Origin of the sequence: Bdellovibrio sp. HCB337, from assembly GCF_047302465.1 — a bacterium.
Classification (GTDB): Bacteria; Bdellovibrionota; Bdellovibrionia; order Bdellovibrionales; family Bdellovibrionaceae; genus JACMRP01.
This window is the reverse complement of the sequence record NZ_CP178621.1, coordinates 1,829,393-1,846,351: the sequence shown is the minus strand read 5'-3', so window position 1 is coordinate 1,846,351 and position 16,959 is coordinate 1,829,393. Positions and strand designations below refer to the sequence as shown.

Genomic DNA, 16,959 nt, shown 5'->3' with positions numbered 1-16,959 from the left:
TCATCACCTACACAGACAATTTCTTAACGCCGAACTTGTTGACCAAAGTATCTACGATCACTTTAGAAACAAACACGTTGGCAAACATAGTCGTCAACACACCGATCACCAAGTTCACGGCAAAACCACGAACTGGACCAGTTCCGAAATACAAAAGTACAACCGCAGTTGCTGCTGTCGTGATATTCGCATCCACGATCGCAGACATTGCACGATGGTAACCCTCTTGAATTGCATGCTTCCAAGAAGAGCCTTTAGCAATTTCCTCACGAATACGTTCGTTGATCAGAACGTTCGCATCGACCGCAAACCCGACCGTCAGTGCGATCGCCGCAATACCAGGAAGAGTCAAAGTTGCACCCAAAGAAGTCAGAAGTGCGAATACAGAAAGGATATTCACACCCAAGCAGATATCCGCAATAACCCCCATAGATTTGTAGTAAACAGCCATGAAGATCAAAATCAGAAGAGCTCCAATGTAAGAACCCATTTTTGCTTTTTGGATAGAGTCTGAACCCAAAGAAGGTCCAACACGACGCTCTTCCAATTGTTCCAAAGAAGCTGGCAAAGCACCCGCACGAAGAGCAGTTGCGATCATTTTTGCTTCATCCATACCTTTTTGACGATCACGACCACCACCTAAAGTGATAACCGCGCGGCCGCCAGCAATACGATCTTTAATGTTTGGAGCAGATTTCACAACCTTATCCAAAACAATCGCCATGCTCTTACCAACGTTACCGCCCGTCAAATCCGCAAAGCGGTTTGCACCAGAGCTATTGAAAGTCAAAGCAACTTCAGGCTCACCATATTGACCGTAACTGACGAAAGCATCGTCCAAAGCGCCACCATCAAGGTTTGTATCAGTTCTTAGCAAGAATGGAATCGCACCGATTTCCATTTTTGCCGCGTTTTCAGATTTTTCGAAATAGACGACTGTTTTTTCAGGAATCTTACCTTGAAGATCCTTATTCAAACGAGTCACGTACTCAGAGTACTTCATCGTCGCCATAGAATATGCGCCCGCTTTTTCAGCATCCGCAATCAAAGATTGCAGAGACTGCATCGGCATTTCTGTAGATACGATCATGAAGTCCAACTTTGCAGTTGTATTGATAAGCTCTTTTGCACGTTCAGCATCGGCCATACCAGGAAGCTGAACCAAGATACGGTTCGCACCTTGTTGAGTGATGCTAGGCTCAGCCACGCCGAACTCATCGATACGATTACGAATCGTTTCGATAGCTTGGTGGATCACCTTTTGTTTGTAATCATTCAAGTGAGCATCGAAATAACGGAACGTCAGCTCAGTATCGGTAGAGTTCATCTCTTGCAAAACAGTTGCGTAGTTTTTAGCGAAATACTCTTTCGCTTTTTCCTTAGTCGCAGCATCTGGCACAGTCACAGTGATCTCGCCTTCAGCCGGCTTCAAAGTCTTTACGTCAGAGACAGCGATGTTTTCTTTCGCCAAATCTGTTTTAAGACTCGCAACCAAACGATTGGCGCTCTCAGCAACCACACCTTGCACGTCCACACCCATTACCAAGTGAAGACCGCCCTGAATATCCAAGCCGAAGTTCAGCTTGGCTTTTGAAGGCCACCATTTGTTTTCGAGATTCACAACATTTGGAGTCACCCAAATAAGTGCTAGGGCCACGCCCACAACGGCGAATATACTTCTCCAACGCAAACTTTCCATTATTTCTTTCCTTCTGTTGTTGCTTTTGCTGCTTGGTCTTGTGAAGACAGAATTTGACTGCGGAGCATTTTAATACGAACTCCGTCGGCGATTTCCAAAGTCACGAACCCGTCGTTGATACCTTCGATGCGACCGAAGATCCCGCTTGTAGTTACAACGGTGTCACCGCGCTTAAGTTCAGCGACGAACTTTTGATGGTCTTTTTGTCTTTTCGCCTGAGGACGGATGATCAAAAAGTAGAAGATCACAAAGATGAAAATGAACGGCAAAAACATTTCAATTGCTGATGGCTGAGCGCCGCCGGCAGTTTGAGCAAATGCTTTTGAACCAAATAATAACCAAAACATGAGTCAACCTCCACAGTTAAAGAAGAAAATTGACCATGTTCTGAGAGCGAAATCAATCGTTTATGATTGGAAAATCCATTCACGTTGGATTTTTCGAGGACGCCGCTCTAGGAGCTCGCATCCTTTTTAATGAATCGCGTTAAGCAATCATCTCTGAAAGAAGCCCATGTGCCTGTTTCAATAGCATGACGAGCACGTTCCATCAGCTTCATATAGAAATGCAAATTGTGAATCGAGTTCAGACGAGAACCCAAAATTTCTCCACTCAAAAACATGTGGCGAAGATACGCGCGCGAATAGTTTTTGCACGTATAGCAATCACACTCTGGATCCAAAGGACCTTCATCTTCGCGATACTCTTGGCGCTTGATGCTGACCTTACCCTGCCATGTATAAAGCGTTCCGTTTCTTGCCACGCGAGTCGGCATGACGCAGTCAAACATATCCACACCAGAGTCAATCGCAATGATCAAATCTGTCGGCGTTCCCACACCCATCAAATAGCGCGGCTTATTTTCCGGCATCAGTGGCGCAAGACTCGGTAGAAGCTCGTGCATCAAATGGATTGGCTCGCCCACGCTGAATCCGCCCAAAGCATAGCCTGGCAAATCCACGCTAGTTACTTGCTGCAAAGAATACTTACGGTGCTCAAGGCTTAAGCCCCCTTGCACGATCCCGAACAGCAAACTTTCTTCGCGAGTCATCGCCGCTTTTGAACGCAAAAGCCAGCGATGAGTTAGATCCATACTCTTCTTGATTTCGTCATCAGTGGCTGGGTACTTCAAGCATTCATCAAATGCCATGATGATGTCTGAGCCCAGATCCATTTGGATCTCCATGCTCTTTTCAGGGCTGATAAAATGCTTCGCCCCATCAAGATGCGAACGGAACTCTACGCCCTCTTCAGACATCTTACGAAGGCCTGAAAGCGAGAACACCTGGAAGCCACCCGAATCAGTCAGGATCGGCCCGTGCCAGTTCATGAACTTATGAAGACCGCCCAGTTTTTTGATGAGCTTTTCATTTGGACGTAAATGCAAGTGATAGGTATTGCCCAAAACAACTTGAGTGCCGCACTCTTTGAGCTCTTCCGGAGTCATGGCCTTAACGGTGGCTTTGGTCCCAACGGCCATAAAGACCGGCGTTTCGAAAGAACCGTGAGTGGTCGTGAAGGTTCCACGGCGAGCGCGACCTTCGGTTTTGTGCAAAGTGAATTTTCCTATTTGAGCCATACTGATAAGTCCCCGTAAGAGAAGAGGCGGAAATTTCTCGCAATCGCCCATTGATAGCAAGCTTTAACTTTTTCAAGCCCCGCGAAGGCTGAAACTAATGCAAGCAAGGTGGATTGAGGTTGATGAAAGTTGGTTAAAAGACGATCGACGACCTGAAACTGATAAGGGGGTTGGATCAAAATCTTCGTAAATCCCTTGAGGTTTCCACCCACATCACGAGTCAGTAAGCCCCCAGCCGCAGACTCTAATGCACGAGTCGCCGTTGTGCCCAGAGCCCAAACTTTACGACCATCCATGCGAGCACGGATCAAAGTGTCCCACACCACTGCGGGGATCTCGGCATATTCTTCGTGCATATCGTGTTGGTCCAGGTCTTCGGCAGTCACTGGCAAGAATGTTCCAAGGCCCACATGAAGAGTGACCTCTAAGACCTTAACACCACGATGTTTTAAGAAGTTTATTTCCTGTTCGTGAAAATGCAGACTCGCAGTCGGTGCTGCGAAACTTCCGGGCTTTTGCGCCCACTTGGTTTGGTACCAAGTCTCATCTTCAGAAACCGTGTGGCGCTGGGCCCGCGCTTTTTGAATATACGGGGGGAGTGGCAGCTCTCCCCATTTTTGAAAATAGGACTCATCCACTGTTTCGCTGAGCTCGACCGTTTGAGGGCGGCCTTTTTGGGTGAGCTTCATCGTCACACCACCTGGAAGCGGAATGGACTCACCGATCGCGTACTTGCGGGAAGGAAAAAGCACTTCCCAAGAACGGTCATTTTTTTGCGATAGAAAGAGGATTTCAAGTTCGCCCGCGAAAATTCGGCGCTTAAGAACCTTCGTATTATTCACGATGAAAAGATCGCCTGCGGGGATTTGTTCAAGTAATTGTTGAAGTGTAATTTCTTGGGGCTGACCGCCGTGCGCGAGGTCTACTTTGAGGACACGCGAAGGGTATTGAGGCTCAGTGGCCACGAGGTTTTCGGGGTAGCTAAATTCAAGATCGGTAACTTTCATGGCTGTGGGTTTTAGCACAAAAAAATGCGGGGCGTAAGCCCCGCATGGCTTTTATTGGGGAACCACCAAACCCAATAAAAGCCGCTATAAATAAATCTTGGAAGGCCCTAGTTTTAGGCGCCTTTTTTATACTTAGGAGACTCCGCCCGGAATTCAGGATCGGCCAAGTGGGCTTTCATGCGTTCTTGGGCGATGAGGTTGAGCCAAACTACAACACTCAAAGCTCCTGAGTAGACCACACAAAACATAAAGAGCATTTGTCCATCAGTCATGAGAGATCCCTCCATGAATCCCGGGTTGCGAGTCTCCGTTGACGGTCGAGGGTTTTTCGCCATCCTAGCATCCCCCTGTCCGTCTTAAGGAGCATCCGTGCCCCTCTGTCTAGAAGACAGGAAGAGCTCTTTTCTAGGTTAATGAATCCGCTCTTTTTTTAAGCAAAATTCTGAGAAACCCAGACCATTCTTCCAAAACGTCGACCAGGGGCTTGATATTTATCAGGTTTTCACGATTGACGGTTGGGCCGAATTTATGGTTTAAAGAGAGTCCCTTATATAAAGTTCTATTTGTGCGCGCGGATGGTGGAATTGGTAGACACGTACGTTTGAGGGGCGTATGCGCAAGCGTGAGGGTTCAAGTCCCTCTCCGCGCACCACTCACTCCAAAATTGGAGTACCGTATTTTTTAAAAATCTCCTGCAACTTCCCCGACGACTTCAACTTAGCAATCGCCTTATTAAGCTCCTTCACCGTCACCCGGCCCTTCTTACTCAACGCGCAAGACACAGGATACTCGCGAAGCAACAGCCGCTCGCGGCCTTTTTCGATGTCAGGATTATTCTTCTTATAATAATTCAGGAAAACCTCATCCACGATCAGATACTCGAGGTGGTGATTACGAAGTTTTACCAGATTCGCTTCTTCTGATGGACCATCTTCGCGATGCAAAGATCCGTCTTTGAGCATCTTCTCAAGATCTGGATAGAAGTATCCCAACATCGTCCCGATGGTTTTCCCCTTGAGGCCTTTAATCTCTTTCGGCATCGGCGCAGGCCCTAGAATCCATTCGCGCTTGGTAAAGAGTGTATCAGCCCAATTGTAGGTGTCCCTCTCGTCTGCCCAGGCATAGCTTGCGTAGCACAAAAAATCCGCGGATCCTTGACGGAAGTCTTTGATGATCCGATTGCGCGGAAGCAAACTCATCGATCCTTTATGTCCCAAGAGCTCGATCAAAGCCCGCGTGTATTCAGGAACGATTCCCGTCAGCTCTTCTCCTTTTTCAAAAAGCAACGGCGGCGGCAGTCCCGCCGGCACCGCGGCCCGCACTGGTAAGCCAGAATCAGCCTTCACGTTGGCCATAAATAAAAAAGCAGTAAAAAACGTCAACAATGCCATCACCATAATTTTACCGGAAGAGGCTTGATCCAATCAAGACGCTTGCGCATGAGGTCAGCTTCTCAACCTTAGGTTTTTCTTGTGTTCTTTTATAGGCGTTTTTAGAACAACTCAGGTGTTCGACCAGCTGGGGGCATCACTCTTCAGCTAATTTACGGCTAATTCTTGAATTACACTTATTACCCAGTCGCGGTAATAAGAGATTTTGGTATAGACTCCGTACTTGCGGCAGTTCTCATCTCCGCGGCTGATTACGCCCCAAAGTTGTAGTTTGCCATTCACGGACACAAAGGCTGGACCGCCCGAATCAATCGAGCAAGAGCCACGGCGGCGCTCGTCAGTTTGCACTTCTGATTCTGAAAACTGGGCATCACTAACAACCACTTGGGCTTTACGAAGAAAGCCATCGCCAGTTTGGTGATAGCCGTGGGTCACACCATAGCCAGCCACGATAATAGAGTCTCCATTGGACACTTCAAAATCCTCTGCCGCGATCTCGGCAGGCTCATAGCCTTCTGGAAGTCCGCCTTCAAATTCAACGATCATGAGATCCTTATAGTTGAACTCGTCGTTTTCATAGTCGACTTTGTGCGCACCCTTCACAATACGGTAGTTCACGACCGGGCGACGGTCCACCATCGCCATATTGTTTTCAGAGACTTCAAGGCCGAAAGCGACGTACATCATCTCGCCGCGGGTCTCGCAGTGAGCCGCAGTCAAAACCAAATTTTTAGCAATGAGAGTGCCCGAGCAATTTTCAAGTTTTTCATCAGTGATTGCAACCGTGTGTTTTGCGGTAGCGTCGCCCGGAAGGGCTTTTTCACCATTAACAATAGCATGTGCAGAGAGATTCATTAGAACAGCAAATACAAACAACAACAACTTCATCATTCCCCTCAAGGTGAGGGGCCTATAAATCAACACACGACAACATGATCAAGAGTATTTTCGCTATAGAAAATTATTACAGCTGCGGAGTCCCACCAGTGGAACATACAGCCCGCAGGCTTTATCAATCTATCCAATCAATGTTTTGAAGCTTTAACTCATCTATCGGAACTCGGACGTAGCCGTTATTGCAGTTTTCTGGTTTTGCGTAGACATCACATCTGTCTCCCCAGCTATTGCGTATAACAACCTCGCATTGATTGGTGCTCCTATTCCAATTCATGCCCAAAGCAACGGAAGCGTGGTTTTCTCTACCCTTTTTTACTATTCCCTCGGTGCTATAGGATATTCCTACAGGCTGATTTTTTCGAAGAAGATCAAGAAGCGATCTTTTCGCATTGGAGCTGGAGGGCTCTAAATACTTAATACCGCCTATAAGATCACCCGAAGACTCCACCTCTGCCGTGTGCGAAGTAAATTTTGGGAACTCACGTTGGCGGTCTGCACAGACTCTTTGAACTAGTTTTGAAATGAGTTGATCCTTTGGGTCCTCGTCCAATGCAGTGATCTTTCCAGCATTCTGTCGTTGAATAGCACGAAACGTAGCATCAACAATGTCTTCTATATCTCTGGCAGTCTTATCCATCTGAGATTGTGCCATTGGCGCAAGAGTTTTACAGATACCTTCCCTCAACACTTCAGGATTTTTTTCGCTCCAATTTATACCAGAGAGATTGTTGACAGCGTCGTATTCGGAACGGTTCAAGACACACATCCTTGGCGGAACGAGCGAGGCCTCCAGGGTTTCATTTACGAAGCCCCCATCAAGATTTATAAAATTATTGGCATATTCTTCTCTAAGAGTTGTCAGGAGTACGCTCTCGCCTTCAACTTGAAGAGATTGCTCGCGATCAAGTCCAAGCATTTCTGCCGTAAAGCTCAGGGCGTCATGTTCGGGCACTGAGTTTTTCATTTTATCTATTTCCCCGTCATACATTTCCTGAAAATTTTTATATCTATTAAGAGGAGATTTCCAAATAGGCCCTAGCTCTTTTAAATAGTTAAAAGTTAACTCCGATAACTGCCGACGCCCCACACCCGACATAACAAAATCCATTATGTTGGGGACATCCGGTCTTTGAAGAGCCTCAGGCTTTATCGCAGGAAGATGGTATTTTTTAAACACGTCTTTGATGGCGTCATTTGAGTTTTGCGAAGACCTTGCTTTTGAAAAATCATTGAGAAAGTCAGCTCTAAAGGTGTCTGCGGCGTTGCTTAAATTTTTTTGCACTTTATTTTCAGAATGTTTCCTGGAATATTTTTGCGCTAGATACTCGGGCGGAATGACTTCATCTTTATTGATAAGCTGAGGGTTATTCCTCATTTTGTATTTGATGAGATCCGCAGCCGTATAGCTATAACAAACTCCCGCGTTTTGTTTCCCGGCGGCTCCTAAAAAATCAGCATCTGGAACCATTTTCGTAGGGCAATCTTCGCTTTTTACATTCAAAGATGATGGAGCGGCTCCCATTGATGCATTTACGTATAAGCCAAACACTATTGCGAAAAGAACGGATTTTTCAAAGTAACGCCACATCCTTCAATTTTAGAGCGTATCTAGGTAAACCAAAATAGCCATAAAAACTTCTAGCCAAACGTCTCAATAGCCTTGGATTTCATGACCACACGTTCACGGGGTTCTCTTCCTCCTGAGATTACTAGACTTATCAGTGGCGCCCTGCTAAGCCGGTAATCTATGTCCGAAGAGTTCGATTTAACAAGTGTGCAAGAAGTCTTTCACGGAAGCCCCCAGCAAGGACTGTCGGTTCTGTCCCCTAGCGTTTCTACTCATGGAATGAATTGGGTTTATGCGACTCCCTTTATTGAAATCGCATGCACATACTTGGCAAAGTGGGATGATCTTGATTTTGCGCAGATTCATTCTTATGGGGATTTTCACCTCGTCGAAAGATACCCCAATGCCTTTGAGGCAATTTTCCCTCAAGGTAAAGGCTCAATTTATTATCTTCCACCAGAGAAATTCACCTCCTTCAATTACATGGAGGCAGTATGCAAAGAAAGTGTTGTTCCCCTGAAAGAAGTCGTAGTTGAAAACTCTTGGGAATATATTCAGGAAATATCCAAAACCCGCAGATTGTTTTTACATAAGTATCCAACACGTCCGTCTTTTTTACCCGCAGATGATTCGGATTTACTAAACAAGGTAACTTCTTGGCTTGATAAAAAATCCGACTGGCAAAGCTCTCCATTATTCAAAAGGCTGCAATCTAAGCACCCAAAGATTGCAGAGCAGATTTTAGCAAAAAAGAACCAAAGAGATACATAGCAAATGTCACTAAATATTCGAAAAGCCGAAGCCAAAGACTGCCCCCTCATCCTTGAATTTATCAAAGGACTAGCTGAGTACGAAAAACTCGCGCATGAGGTCGTGGCAACACCAGAGCTTCTGAAAGAAACTCTCTTTGGCGCCCAGCCAAAAGCAGAAGTTTTGATTGCGGAATGGAACAAACAACCCGCAGGCTTTGCGCTGTTCTTTCATAACTATTCTACATTTTTGGGTCGTCCGGGGATTTACTTGGAAGATCTTTTTGTCCTCCCGACCCTTCGCAGTCATGGTGTTGGCAAAGGTTTGCTCAAGCAGCTTGCACAAATTGCGGTCGAAAGAAACTGCGGTCGTCTTGAGTGGTCCGTTCTTGATTGGAACAAACCGGCTATTGATTTTTACTTGAGTATCGGTGCGGGTCCTATGGATGAATGGACGATGTATCGACTAACTGGGGAAAAGCTAAAAAACTTTGCTGCAAATAAATAGCCTCTCCAAGACAGATTTTCGCATACGTAGAGATTCAGGCTCTGGCGCCATAATAAAAAGGCTCTGATTTTTAGTCAGAACCTTTTTGATTAAGAGTTGTTTTAGAAAACAGGGATAGAAATCACCTTCTTGCGCTTACTGCTTTTTCGTAATACTCATTAATTGAATCATTAAGCTCTTTTTCGATTTTGTAATGTCGAGCAATTTGAATGGCACATCTCATGACATCTTGAACTTCTTTTGCTAATTCTTTCGGGTTGGGCTCTCCTAGCTTAGTACGCTTAACACCAACGTCTTCGAAATGATTGACAGCACTTGCAAGCTCTCCACATTCCTCGGCAAGTCTGGTGATTATTTGAAACGGTGAATTTCCATTGGGAAATACCCGTTCAAGATGCTCAACAATAAATACTAGCTTTTCAAACGTTTCGGTTTTTTCCATTTTTGAATGCTTCTATAGATTTGTCTGTTTGGCAAGAAGCTCAAAACCAAATAGTTACTTTCCACTCATCAGTCAGGTTTTCGGCAGTATGTTGACTTCAGAAAACACACGCCGCAATCCCCACTGCCGAGCGGCTAGCAAGTTATGTGTTCGACAAAGAAGACGAAGATTTTCGAGATCATGAGTTCCACCCCGAGCTAGCGGAATACAATGATCGACTTGCAGCTGGTAGCGACTGTCACACTTAGTGCCACTAACTGGGTCTTGATATTCACAACAACCGTTCGCCCTCTGATGCAGCTCTCTTTTTGTTGTCAGTCGGATATGTTCACGTTTCTGCTTAATGAAGAAACCTTGCGTTGAAATCGAACCTCTGGATGCACTTTTAGGATTTCTTGTCTGAACTGATTCAACTTGCAAAGTTATGTTACCTTTTCTGTTTGAAGTATTTTTCAAATCTGAAACAGCTCGATCATACTTCCCCTTTACTTTTTCGATCTGCTTCTTTGCAAGGAATGTTATGACCTCGGCCCACGAGCTTTCTGGCAATGTATGGGATAGAAGCTCTTTAGCTTCCGTGAGCGTTTTCATTTGTTCTCCAGTGAAGGTAATTTCAAGACGAGTACTATTGTCTCGTTGGGGTTTTGCCACTTCATGCATGTGAATCGGCTGGTTAAACTCTATAGCAAGAACCTTTTGAGTCTCCAAGCTAGACTTATTTTCAATCTTTTCTAGAATCTCTAGAGTTTTGGGCAAATCAATTGGGGCACCCATTTTCTTTTCTTCTTTCAGACATTTTTGCACTTGCGTAAGTTGGGTTAGATTCAAAGAACCCTCTTCAATTTTCTCTGCTAAATGGGGAATTTGTTTTAAAAGACGCGCCGACTGAATTCTTCGGTAAGCACTACTTTCACCATAGCCAAGATGTTTTGTCAGATACTCATACATAGAACCAAAACCAAGATCTGCATAAAGCTTACGAGACTCAATCTCGTTGATGTTCCAAAGAACTAAGTGCGTGATTTTTCTCTCAGTCTTTGAAAGCTTCTCAAGACGAAGAAGTAATTCTTGATTTGAAATTTTCATGAGGTCCATGGGCTTTCTCCTTAATTTGAGAGAGTTCTACCATGGGCTTTAAAACCTGATTTTGAGGTTTTTTGTAAGAGCTAGATGCATTCAATCGAGACCTAAAACGCCTTCTATAAACTTCTAGAATCCTCTACATGAGGTTTCAATTTTTCTCACGAGAGGTCTCTCGTACAACGGAAAAAAATTTAACAGCGCCCTTTTGTGAAATACAAAAACCCTGTCAATTGCATTTTTAAATTTATAACTTATAACATACCGCTTCTGCGCTAAGCAGTTTTATGTAAATACTTACCAAGTGAACTAATCAGTGATTTTTATCACTTTCAGACCCGGCATGGGAGGCGGTTGTTGACGATGGGGATTTTGAGCATCAAATTCTTCTTTACTCATAGTAAAGTGGTAAACGTTCTCGGGTTTTTCATTATTCCGCTGTTGAACTCGGCGCCATCTTTCTTCAGCTAATATTTCAAAGTAATAAATCTCAACCTTTGCATCCGCGGCATCTGCGAGTTCCATGAGCCAGGGCCAGCGTCCAACATCAAAAACGACAGACCGACCACTCTTAAGTGCTTCCAACGCCTTCGCATACATAATATCTAAAGCCATCGGCATCAATTTTTCGTACCCGTTCAAATCCCCTATGGGTTGATTTAGGCTTTTGATAGTTCCATCGAGAGATTGAAAAAGTGCATTTTGCTCTTTGGCGATTTTTAAAGCCAAGGTGGTCTTACCAGATCCCATAGGACCGACCATGGCATAAACTGTTAATGGAGAATTTGGATTCATACGATTCGTTTTCTAAAAGCAAAAAGCACTGATTTTGAATCAGTGCTTTTTTGCTCGAAGGTTATTTTTTGAGGCTGTAAGTCGCAGACATGATAATAGACATGTTTTTTTGCTGACGATCCACAGAGTCGTATTGCATTTTAAGAGTGATGTCCGAGTTGTCTTTTTGAACTAAGAGAATTTTTAGGCCTTGTGGTTTTTTCTCGCCTTTGCCGTCTTGGATCTTCGCTGTTTTTGGCGCAATCACCGAAGCAAGTGTGGCTTTGCCATTAACGATTTTCACATCATCGTGGCGATAAAAGCGAACAGAGCCATCTTTTGTATCAAACGCGTTTGGAATATCGAGATTGCCAGACAGATTCAGATCTTCGCCTTCTTTTGCTTCTGTCGCACAGAGAACTTCGATTTTATCTTCACTGGTTGTTGCTTCTTTGATGTTCTCGTCATTGGTGATTTCACTGCCTAAGAAGTGGATGTTGTTAGCCTCACCTTTAGAGTTTTCAAGTGCTGCAAAGTATTCTGTCGCGATCAATTGGTAAGAACCGTCTTTGCCGCTGACGAGGTCTTCCATTTTAATTTCTTTTTCGCCGGCTTGAACCGTCATCGCAATTGGATTTGTGCACTCGCCTTTGAGGTCCAGAGCTGATTTCCCAGAGATAGGTGTACCGTCTGCGTTTGTCTTGTTAGCACCGCCCGCTGTGGTGTTGTTGCTTCTTGCCTTCTTCTCGTTTCTTCCTTTAGAGCCTTGGCAGGCCTGAAGGGTTACGGCGAGCATCGCAGTTAAGATAAGGATACGGTAGTTCATGGATATGTCCTCTCTAAAAGCCCCTTTGCGGCGTCCATGGCCAAAATTTGGACATGCGCAGGGCTTTCAGTTCACGTTTATGAGGAGCTTAAGCTCCCCGTGGAATCACGGAGAGAGAGGGTACAAATCCCGGGCCAAATTAAAGGCTTACAAAGTAAAAAGGCAAGTACTAGTGCTCATTATTAGAAATCGCAATGCACACTCACCCGCGTTCGCTAAAATTGAATTGAGGTTGCTCATTTTTTCTTATCTGATTTTGACGAGGACTTGGGTTCAATCTGAGTGATTGCATCGACGTCGAAGGTTTCTAAGCGAATATCTGCAAGGTTCTGGCAGGTCTTGAGTGCTGCGGGATCTGCGCAATAGGTATAAACTTTCAGGCGGAGATCACTCCAGCGATCCGGATCTTTGATGACCTCTAGCAATTTATTTTGAGTGAATTCTTTTAATGCCGGAGTCTTTTCGAAAACCGGTGCGAGCTTGCCAATCAGAAACGCTTTTTGGCTTTTTCTAAGGCGGTTCATTTCATCGTAAGAAGACAACCAGAACGGCGGCTTTGACATATCAATGCTCTTTGCAGGCTCTACAGCCTTTGCGAAATGCACAAAACCAATACTCAGAAGAAAAGCCACAAAAAGTTTCACTATTGAGCTCCCGAACTTGGACCAAATGGATTCTCAAAAGAAGACGAGGACGATGACGAGGTGCTGTTGACGGCATACACAGGATCTTCGCCCGCTGCACGAAGAGCATTATTGATAGCTATTTGAGCCTCTCTGCGTTTTGCGCTGCCCATCTCGAGAACTTTAAAGGTCTTATGAGCCCCACACTGATTCTCGGCCGCCATTTGCATGTCAGGTGCCGCCTCATAGCCAAAAGAATTGTTTGGATCATCTGGCACGTAAGGACCGGTGTAGACGTCAAAACGATTTTCTCCCACTACGTGAGTGCTCGCACCCTTATCGTCGACGATGAAATAGCCAGGATGCCTCATCGTTTTGCCGTTACCAAGATTGACTACCTTACCCTTTAAATGCGGAACTTCTATGATAGTTCCGAGCTCGTTGTACGCAAGATCTGCAGCGACAGAGATATACGGAATCAGGCAGGTGTTGCCTTTACCTTTGGTGGTTTTACAATCACCTATATCGACAGTTTGACCTGTATGCGTATAGATCTTGCCGTTTCCGAGCGTGCCTGAGCCTTGTGTATTAACGATTTCTTTAAACTCGTCACACGGACGATTCGAATTACAAATAACCTTTGCTGAAGGCGTATAATAGGTCGTCGTCGCTGCAATCGATGCCGAGCACCGATTGAGTCTAGCGTGAGCCAGCGGCGCTAGTATCATTGATGTAATAAGTGGGAACAGAGTCCGTTTAATTTTTGTAGTCATACCAGAGTATAGTTAGAGCAAGAGTGAGGCCGCCTCTTGTGGCCACACGATAGATTTGATGAGGTTAATGTGATCAGGTACTTTTCACCGTATGTCACATTCGACAAATTTGAACCTCTTGTCTCGTACCGAGATTTTGTCTCTGAGCATGTCTATCTTGAACCTTCTTTGACTCTTTGCTTGCTTCCCCGTCTGGAAATTTCTAAGCTGACACTTGCAAGACGATTATTATTTGCAACAACGAGCAGCCAATATGCAAACAGTCCTACACCAACAAGGTGATCAACGTATTATTGAATTGATTTCTGACGAAGTCCTTATCAAGACTGCTCAGGATGCTTTGGATTTGCTCTACAACCTGCCAGATCCCGAGGACCGTAAGATTATTTTGCATAAAGAAAATATCTCACCCGCATTTTTCGATCTGAAAACCGGGATCGCGGGTGATATCTTACAAAAATTCGTGAACTATAAAATACAATTCGCTGTTGTTGGCGACTTCCAGAATATCAAAAGCGATAGCCTTCGGGCTTTTCTTATCGAAAGCAACCGTGGGCGCCACGCCTTCTTTGTCGAAGACCTTGAAAGTGCCAAACAGAAGCTTTTTGCGGTTTAACAACCACACTCGCCTAGCAAGTCTGTAAGAACGTTTTTACGTTTTCCCTCTTCCAAACGGATATCAACCGAATAGCGAGTGACCTCACAAGAGTTATCGGGCGCTGAGCATACAAAAGTGGTGTTGTAATTGACTCGCATCTTTATCTTGCCAAGGCTATAGGTTTTATAAAAGCGATCTCCAAGTCGAGGCGTCCGTGATTTTTGGGTAGACGAAACTGCTTTAAGTTCTTTCTTTACGCCATCAATACGAACAATGGCTGGAGCATTGGCCTCGGGCTCGCTGAACACTAAGTACTCACCCAGCTTGTTGCTGATCGCACAGCTACACCCGATCTGAAAGTCGGTGTTTTCATCGAGTTTTTCAAGATGGATAGGTTGCACTTCCGCTGCCGCCACAAAGGTTGCTGGCAATATTATTGATAAACCAAACACGAACATTGGAACAAAGATTTTATTTTTCATGGCCCCATCATAAAGACGGGCCCTAAAAGATCAATATGAGCTTCGACAAACCAAGATCACTCCTCGGTTTGCAGGTGTTCCTCACCAGTTGGCGAAGCGTCCTCGGATGCCGAGAGGTCTGGATTCAGATATCCAACAAAAAGGAAAATAATGTAGAACAGCCCTACCCAAAGAGGCGTCGTTACCGCGTGGTTGGTGACTCCCCAAATCCGACACCAGTACTTCGTTTTGAGTTTTTTGTTCTGAAAAAGAGAACCCCACCAAACAATATCCCAGTAGTGTCTTGCGCGAATATATCTTGTAGAAAAAAGCAAAAGCTTGAAAGATTGAAAATTGAATTTGAGATGAAAGGTCGTCTGACTTTCTAACAGAGTGTGATCCCCGAGCTCTTTCAGATGAATATCGTAGCTCACCTCTATATCAGCGCCAACGCTTGCTTGATTCAATGTGTGAGGACGAATGTTTTCAGTAATGACTGTTTTAAAAACCTGCTTCTTCCCTCGGTGCGCATACTCTTGTTCGATGATCGTGCCCTTGCCAAGATCACCAACTTCATCTTTGATCGTGATTTTAGCTCCTTCATCTTTTCTTACTGATTCAAGAAGGTGTCGATACGCTTCTTCAATTTTTAGTGGGAGCTCAATTCTTCCGTAAATAGTCATGGAAACATTAAAAAACAATATTTGATTTATATAAAGGCCAGATTATATGCGTCCTGAGTACAAAGGACTCTTCCGGTTATTTCTTGAGAGTTTCTGGCGAAATTTGAATCGTGATGATCTTGTCCGAGCCATTGGCGTTCATGACCAACGTACGGTTTTTCTTCGTAAGACGTTTTAGGTTAAGGCGGACTTCTTCTTTATCTGACTTAATTACCGCCTGCCCTTTTTCAATACGCAAAACTTTTCCCTGCACCTCTAAAAGAGCAGTACCAAAAGCAGAAGCACCCATAAGAAGAACCAAGAGAATTATTTTAGACAGCTTATTCATTATCTAGATCCTTCTTGGCGAGGTGCTTCTGGCACTCTTCCCATTGTGCGTGGTTTCCATTCGATATCTTTTAAACCAGCAATTACCGAATCTGCCAGTGGGAATGAACATCTCGACTGCGGCACATAAGGAAGCCTAGCCCCCATACTCATCAAAATGCCATCAAGGCCTTCCAAATTATGAGAAGAAGGCGGCTCTTCCGGATGCTCCGCAAGAGAATAAGCTCGAGATTGAACAATGCTCTTAAACTGCATCATTAAAGGCTTAAACTCGCCGTTTGTAGCTGAGGTCTGAGCAAACATCTGAGCCATTTTCTGCACGAGCTCGTCATCTCTCTTAAGTCTTTCGAGCAGCTCTTGCTTCTGGGCTTCAGAGAGGTTAAGTCCGCTAAGATATGTCGGGTCGTTTTGTTCTGCCAAAAATTCTTTAGAACGAATAGCTGCTTTTTTCACAAGACCGCTGACGTCTTTGCGACAAGCCAAGGGTTCTTTATTGACTCTTTCTTCAATGGTCTTTTTTAAAGTGTAAAGATCTACACCACAGGCAGTTTTAACAAGATCGACAGAACGCTTGCGGGCTTCCATCGTAGCCAAAGAGCTGTGCTGAGAAACCATTGCGTCCATGCTTATACGCGCTCTACTTTGAGTAGAATAAATACATTCGTCGACTGTACCCTCTACCGGCACAGTTTCATCTGGAAGTTTTTGGTTACAGTGAGCTAAAGCAATAGACATCACCAACATACCATCATCCTCGATGGCCCAGCGTTTTCCAACCCCTGGCTCATTAAGCTCTATGGAGACAGTTTTATTACCAGGTTGGATAGCTCCGATTTGATAGCCACAAGCTGCAGCCTGCTGAATCCCAGTTAAACTTAGAATCAAGACCGTTCCCAAGGAATACTTCATCAAAACCTCACAGGTATACCTCTATTCTCAGTGGAGATTGAGTCGACTTAAATATAAATACCTTGA

The 16,959-nt window shown here is 44.8% G+C and carries 21 protein-coding genes and 1 tRNA gene; 4 read left to right on the top strand and 18 right to left on the bottom strand.

All coding sequences use genetic code 11. From position 1 onward, the window contains the following. Nucleotides 1–7: 7 nt before the first annotated feature. From secD to ACLWBB_RS08965, 5 genes are all read right to left on the bottom strand, one after another. Complete coding sequence (gene secD / locus ACLWBB_RS08985) at nucleotides 8–1,699, bottom strand: protein translocase subunit SecD (protein ID WP_413291292.1); 1,692 nt, start codon at nucleotides 1,697–1,699, stop codon at nucleotides 8–10. Then, a complete protein-coding gene (yajC, locus tag ACLWBB_RS08980; protein ID WP_413291291.1) occupies nucleotides 1,699–2,046 on the bottom strand; it encodes a preprotein translocase subunit YajC in 348 nt (115 codons plus the stop codon). The genes secD and yajC overlap by 1 nt, the downstream gene beginning before the upstream one ends. A gap of 107 nt (nucleotides 2,047–2,153) precedes the next feature. Further along, complete coding sequence (gene tgt, locus ACLWBB_RS08975) at nucleotides 2,154–3,278, bottom strand: tRNA guanosine(34) transglycosylase Tgt (protein WP_413291290.1); 1,125 nt, start codon at nucleotides 3,276–3,278, stop codon at nucleotides 2,154–2,156. Next, the gene (gene queA, locus ACLWBB_RS08970) at nucleotides 3,266–4,285 is read right to left on the bottom strand and encodes a tRNA preQ1(34) S-adenosylmethionine ribosyltransferase-isomerase QueA (RefSeq protein WP_413291289.1); all 1,020 of its coding nucleotides are present in this window, start codon (nucleotides 4,283–4,285) and stop codon (nucleotides 3,266–3,268) included. Before queA ends, tgt begins: the two co-directional genes overlap by 13 nt. Nucleotides 4,286–4,398: 113 nt before the next feature. Further along, complete coding sequence (locus ACLWBB_RS08965; RefSeq protein WP_413291288.1) at nucleotides 4,399–4,557, bottom strand: hypothetical protein; 159 nt, start codon at nucleotides 4,555–4,557, stop codon at nucleotides 4,399–4,401. Between the two features lie 297 nt (nucleotides 4,558–4,854). On the opposite strand from ACLWBB_RS08965, the gene ACLWBB_RS08960 reads away from it, so the two are divergent. Further along, nucleotides 4,855–4,937 (top strand) — tRNA-Leu (locus tag ACLWBB_RS08960). 1 nt (nucleotide 4,938) lies between these two features. Here ACLWBB_RS08960 and ACLWBB_RS08955 read toward each other — a convergent pair. The 3 genes from ACLWBB_RS08955 to ACLWBB_RS08945 all read right to left on the bottom strand — a co-directional run bounded on the left by ACLWBB_RS08955 (nucleotide 4,939) and on the right by ACLWBB_RS08945 (nucleotide 8,161). Continuing rightward, nucleotides 4,939–5,676 carry a substrate-binding periplasmic protein gene (locus ACLWBB_RS08955; RefSeq protein ID WP_413291287.1) on the bottom strand — a complete coding sequence of 246 codons (738 nt, stop codon included), beginning with the start codon at nucleotides 5,674–5,676 and terminating at the stop codon, nucleotides 4,939–4,941. 147 nt (nucleotides 5,677–5,823) lie between these two features. Further along, nucleotides 5,824–6,567: a S1 family peptidase gene (locus tag ACLWBB_RS08950; RefSeq protein ID WP_413291286.1), complete on the bottom strand. Its 744-nt coding sequence runs from the start codon at nucleotides 6,565–6,567 to the stop codon at nucleotides 5,824–5,826. 121 nt (nucleotides 6,568–6,688) lie between these two features. After that, complete coding sequence (locus ACLWBB_RS08945) at nucleotides 6,689–8,161, bottom strand: hypothetical protein (RefSeq protein ID WP_413291285.1); 1,473 nt, start codon at nucleotides 8,159–8,161, stop codon at nucleotides 6,689–6,691. A gap of 306 nt (nucleotides 8,162–8,467) precedes the next feature. Here ACLWBB_RS08945 and ACLWBB_RS08940 point away from each other — a divergent pair, with 306 nt between their 5' ends. After that, the gene (locus ACLWBB_RS08940) at nucleotides 8,468–8,911 is read left to right on the top strand and encodes a hypothetical protein (protein ID WP_413291284.1); all 444 of its coding nucleotides are present in this window, start codon (nucleotides 8,468–8,470) and stop codon (nucleotides 8,909–8,911) included. 3 nt (nucleotides 8,912–8,914) lie between these two features. Continuing rightward, entirely contained in the window at nucleotides 8,915–9,397 is a 483-nt protein-coding gene (locus ACLWBB_RS08935; protein WP_413291283.1) for an N-acetyltransferase family protein, read from the top strand. A gap of 121 nt (nucleotides 9,398–9,518) precedes the next feature. Here ACLWBB_RS08935 and ACLWBB_RS08930 read toward each other — a convergent pair whose 3' ends face one another. The 6 genes from ACLWBB_RS08930 to ACLWBB_RS08905 all read right to left on the bottom strand — a co-directional run bounded on the left by ACLWBB_RS08930 (nucleotide 9,519) and on the right by ACLWBB_RS08905 (nucleotide 13,915). Then, the gene (locus ACLWBB_RS08930; protein ID WP_413291282.1) at nucleotides 9,519–9,839 is read right to left on the bottom strand and encodes a MazG nucleotide pyrophosphohydrolase domain-containing protein; all 321 of its coding nucleotides are present in this window, start codon (nucleotides 9,837–9,839) and stop codon (nucleotides 9,519–9,521) included. 72 nt (nucleotides 9,840–9,911) lie between these two features. After that, nucleotides 9,912–10,934: an HNH endonuclease gene (locus ACLWBB_RS08925; RefSeq protein ID WP_413291281.1), complete on the bottom strand. Its 1,023-nt coding sequence runs from the start codon at nucleotides 10,932–10,934 to the stop codon at nucleotides 9,912–9,914. Between the two features lie 294 nt (nucleotides 10,935–11,228). Next, the gene (locus ACLWBB_RS08920; RefSeq protein WP_413291280.1) at nucleotides 11,229–11,714 is read right to left on the bottom strand and encodes an AAA family ATPase; all 486 of its coding nucleotides are present in this window, start codon (nucleotides 11,712–11,714) and stop codon (nucleotides 11,229–11,231) included. Between the two features lie 61 nt (nucleotides 11,715–11,775). Beyond that, complete coding sequence (locus tag ACLWBB_RS08915) at nucleotides 11,776–12,519, bottom strand: hypothetical protein (protein ID WP_413291279.1); 744 nt, start codon at nucleotides 12,517–12,519, stop codon at nucleotides 11,776–11,778. 236 nt (nucleotides 12,520–12,755) lie between these two features. Then, nucleotides 12,756–13,163, bottom strand: coding sequence for a hypothetical protein (locus ACLWBB_RS08910; RefSeq protein ID WP_413291277.1), 408 nt, complete (start codon nucleotides 13,161–13,163; stop codon nucleotides 12,756–12,758). Continuing rightward, entirely contained in the window at nucleotides 13,163–13,915 is a 753-nt protein-coding gene (locus ACLWBB_RS08905; protein ID WP_413291276.1) for a hypothetical protein, read from the bottom strand. The genes ACLWBB_RS08910 and ACLWBB_RS08905 overlap by 1 nt, the downstream gene beginning before the upstream one ends. A gap of 253 nt (nucleotides 13,916–14,168) precedes the next feature. On the opposite strand from ACLWBB_RS08905, the gene ACLWBB_RS08900 reads away from it, so the two are divergent. Beyond that, nucleotides 14,169–14,531, top strand: coding sequence for a DUF4180 domain-containing protein (locus ACLWBB_RS08900; protein ID WP_413291275.1), 363 nt, complete (start codon nucleotides 14,169–14,171; stop codon nucleotides 14,529–14,531). Here ACLWBB_RS08900 and ACLWBB_RS08895 read toward each other — a convergent pair. The 4 genes from ACLWBB_RS08895 to ACLWBB_RS08880 form a co-directional block, all read right to left on the bottom strand. Further along, nucleotides 14,528–14,995 (bottom strand): hypothetical protein, encoded by a 468-nt coding sequence (locus ACLWBB_RS08895; protein WP_413291274.1) that lies wholly within the window; start codon nucleotides 14,993–14,995, stop codon nucleotides 14,528–14,530. The genes ACLWBB_RS08900 and ACLWBB_RS08895 overlap by 4 nt on opposite strands. A gap of 56 nt (nucleotides 14,996–15,051) precedes the next feature. Then, nucleotides 15,052–15,657, bottom strand: a complete 606-nt coding sequence (locus ACLWBB_RS08890) for a hypothetical protein (RefSeq protein ID WP_413291273.1) — start codon at nucleotides 15,655–15,657, stop codon at nucleotides 15,052–15,054. A 76-nt stretch (nucleotides 15,658–15,733) separates the two neighbouring features. Beyond that, nucleotides 15,734–15,985: a hypothetical protein gene (locus tag ACLWBB_RS08885; protein WP_413291272.1), complete on the bottom strand. Its 252-nt coding sequence runs from the start codon at nucleotides 15,983–15,985 to the stop codon at nucleotides 15,734–15,736. Continuing rightward, nucleotides 15,985–16,893: a hypothetical protein gene (locus tag ACLWBB_RS08880; RefSeq protein ID WP_413291271.1), complete on the bottom strand. Its 909-nt coding sequence runs from the start codon at nucleotides 16,891–16,893 to the stop codon at nucleotides 15,985–15,987. The genes ACLWBB_RS08885 and ACLWBB_RS08880 overlap by 1 nt, the downstream gene beginning before the upstream one ends. Between the last annotated feature and the right edge of the window lie 66 nt (nucleotides 16,894–16,959).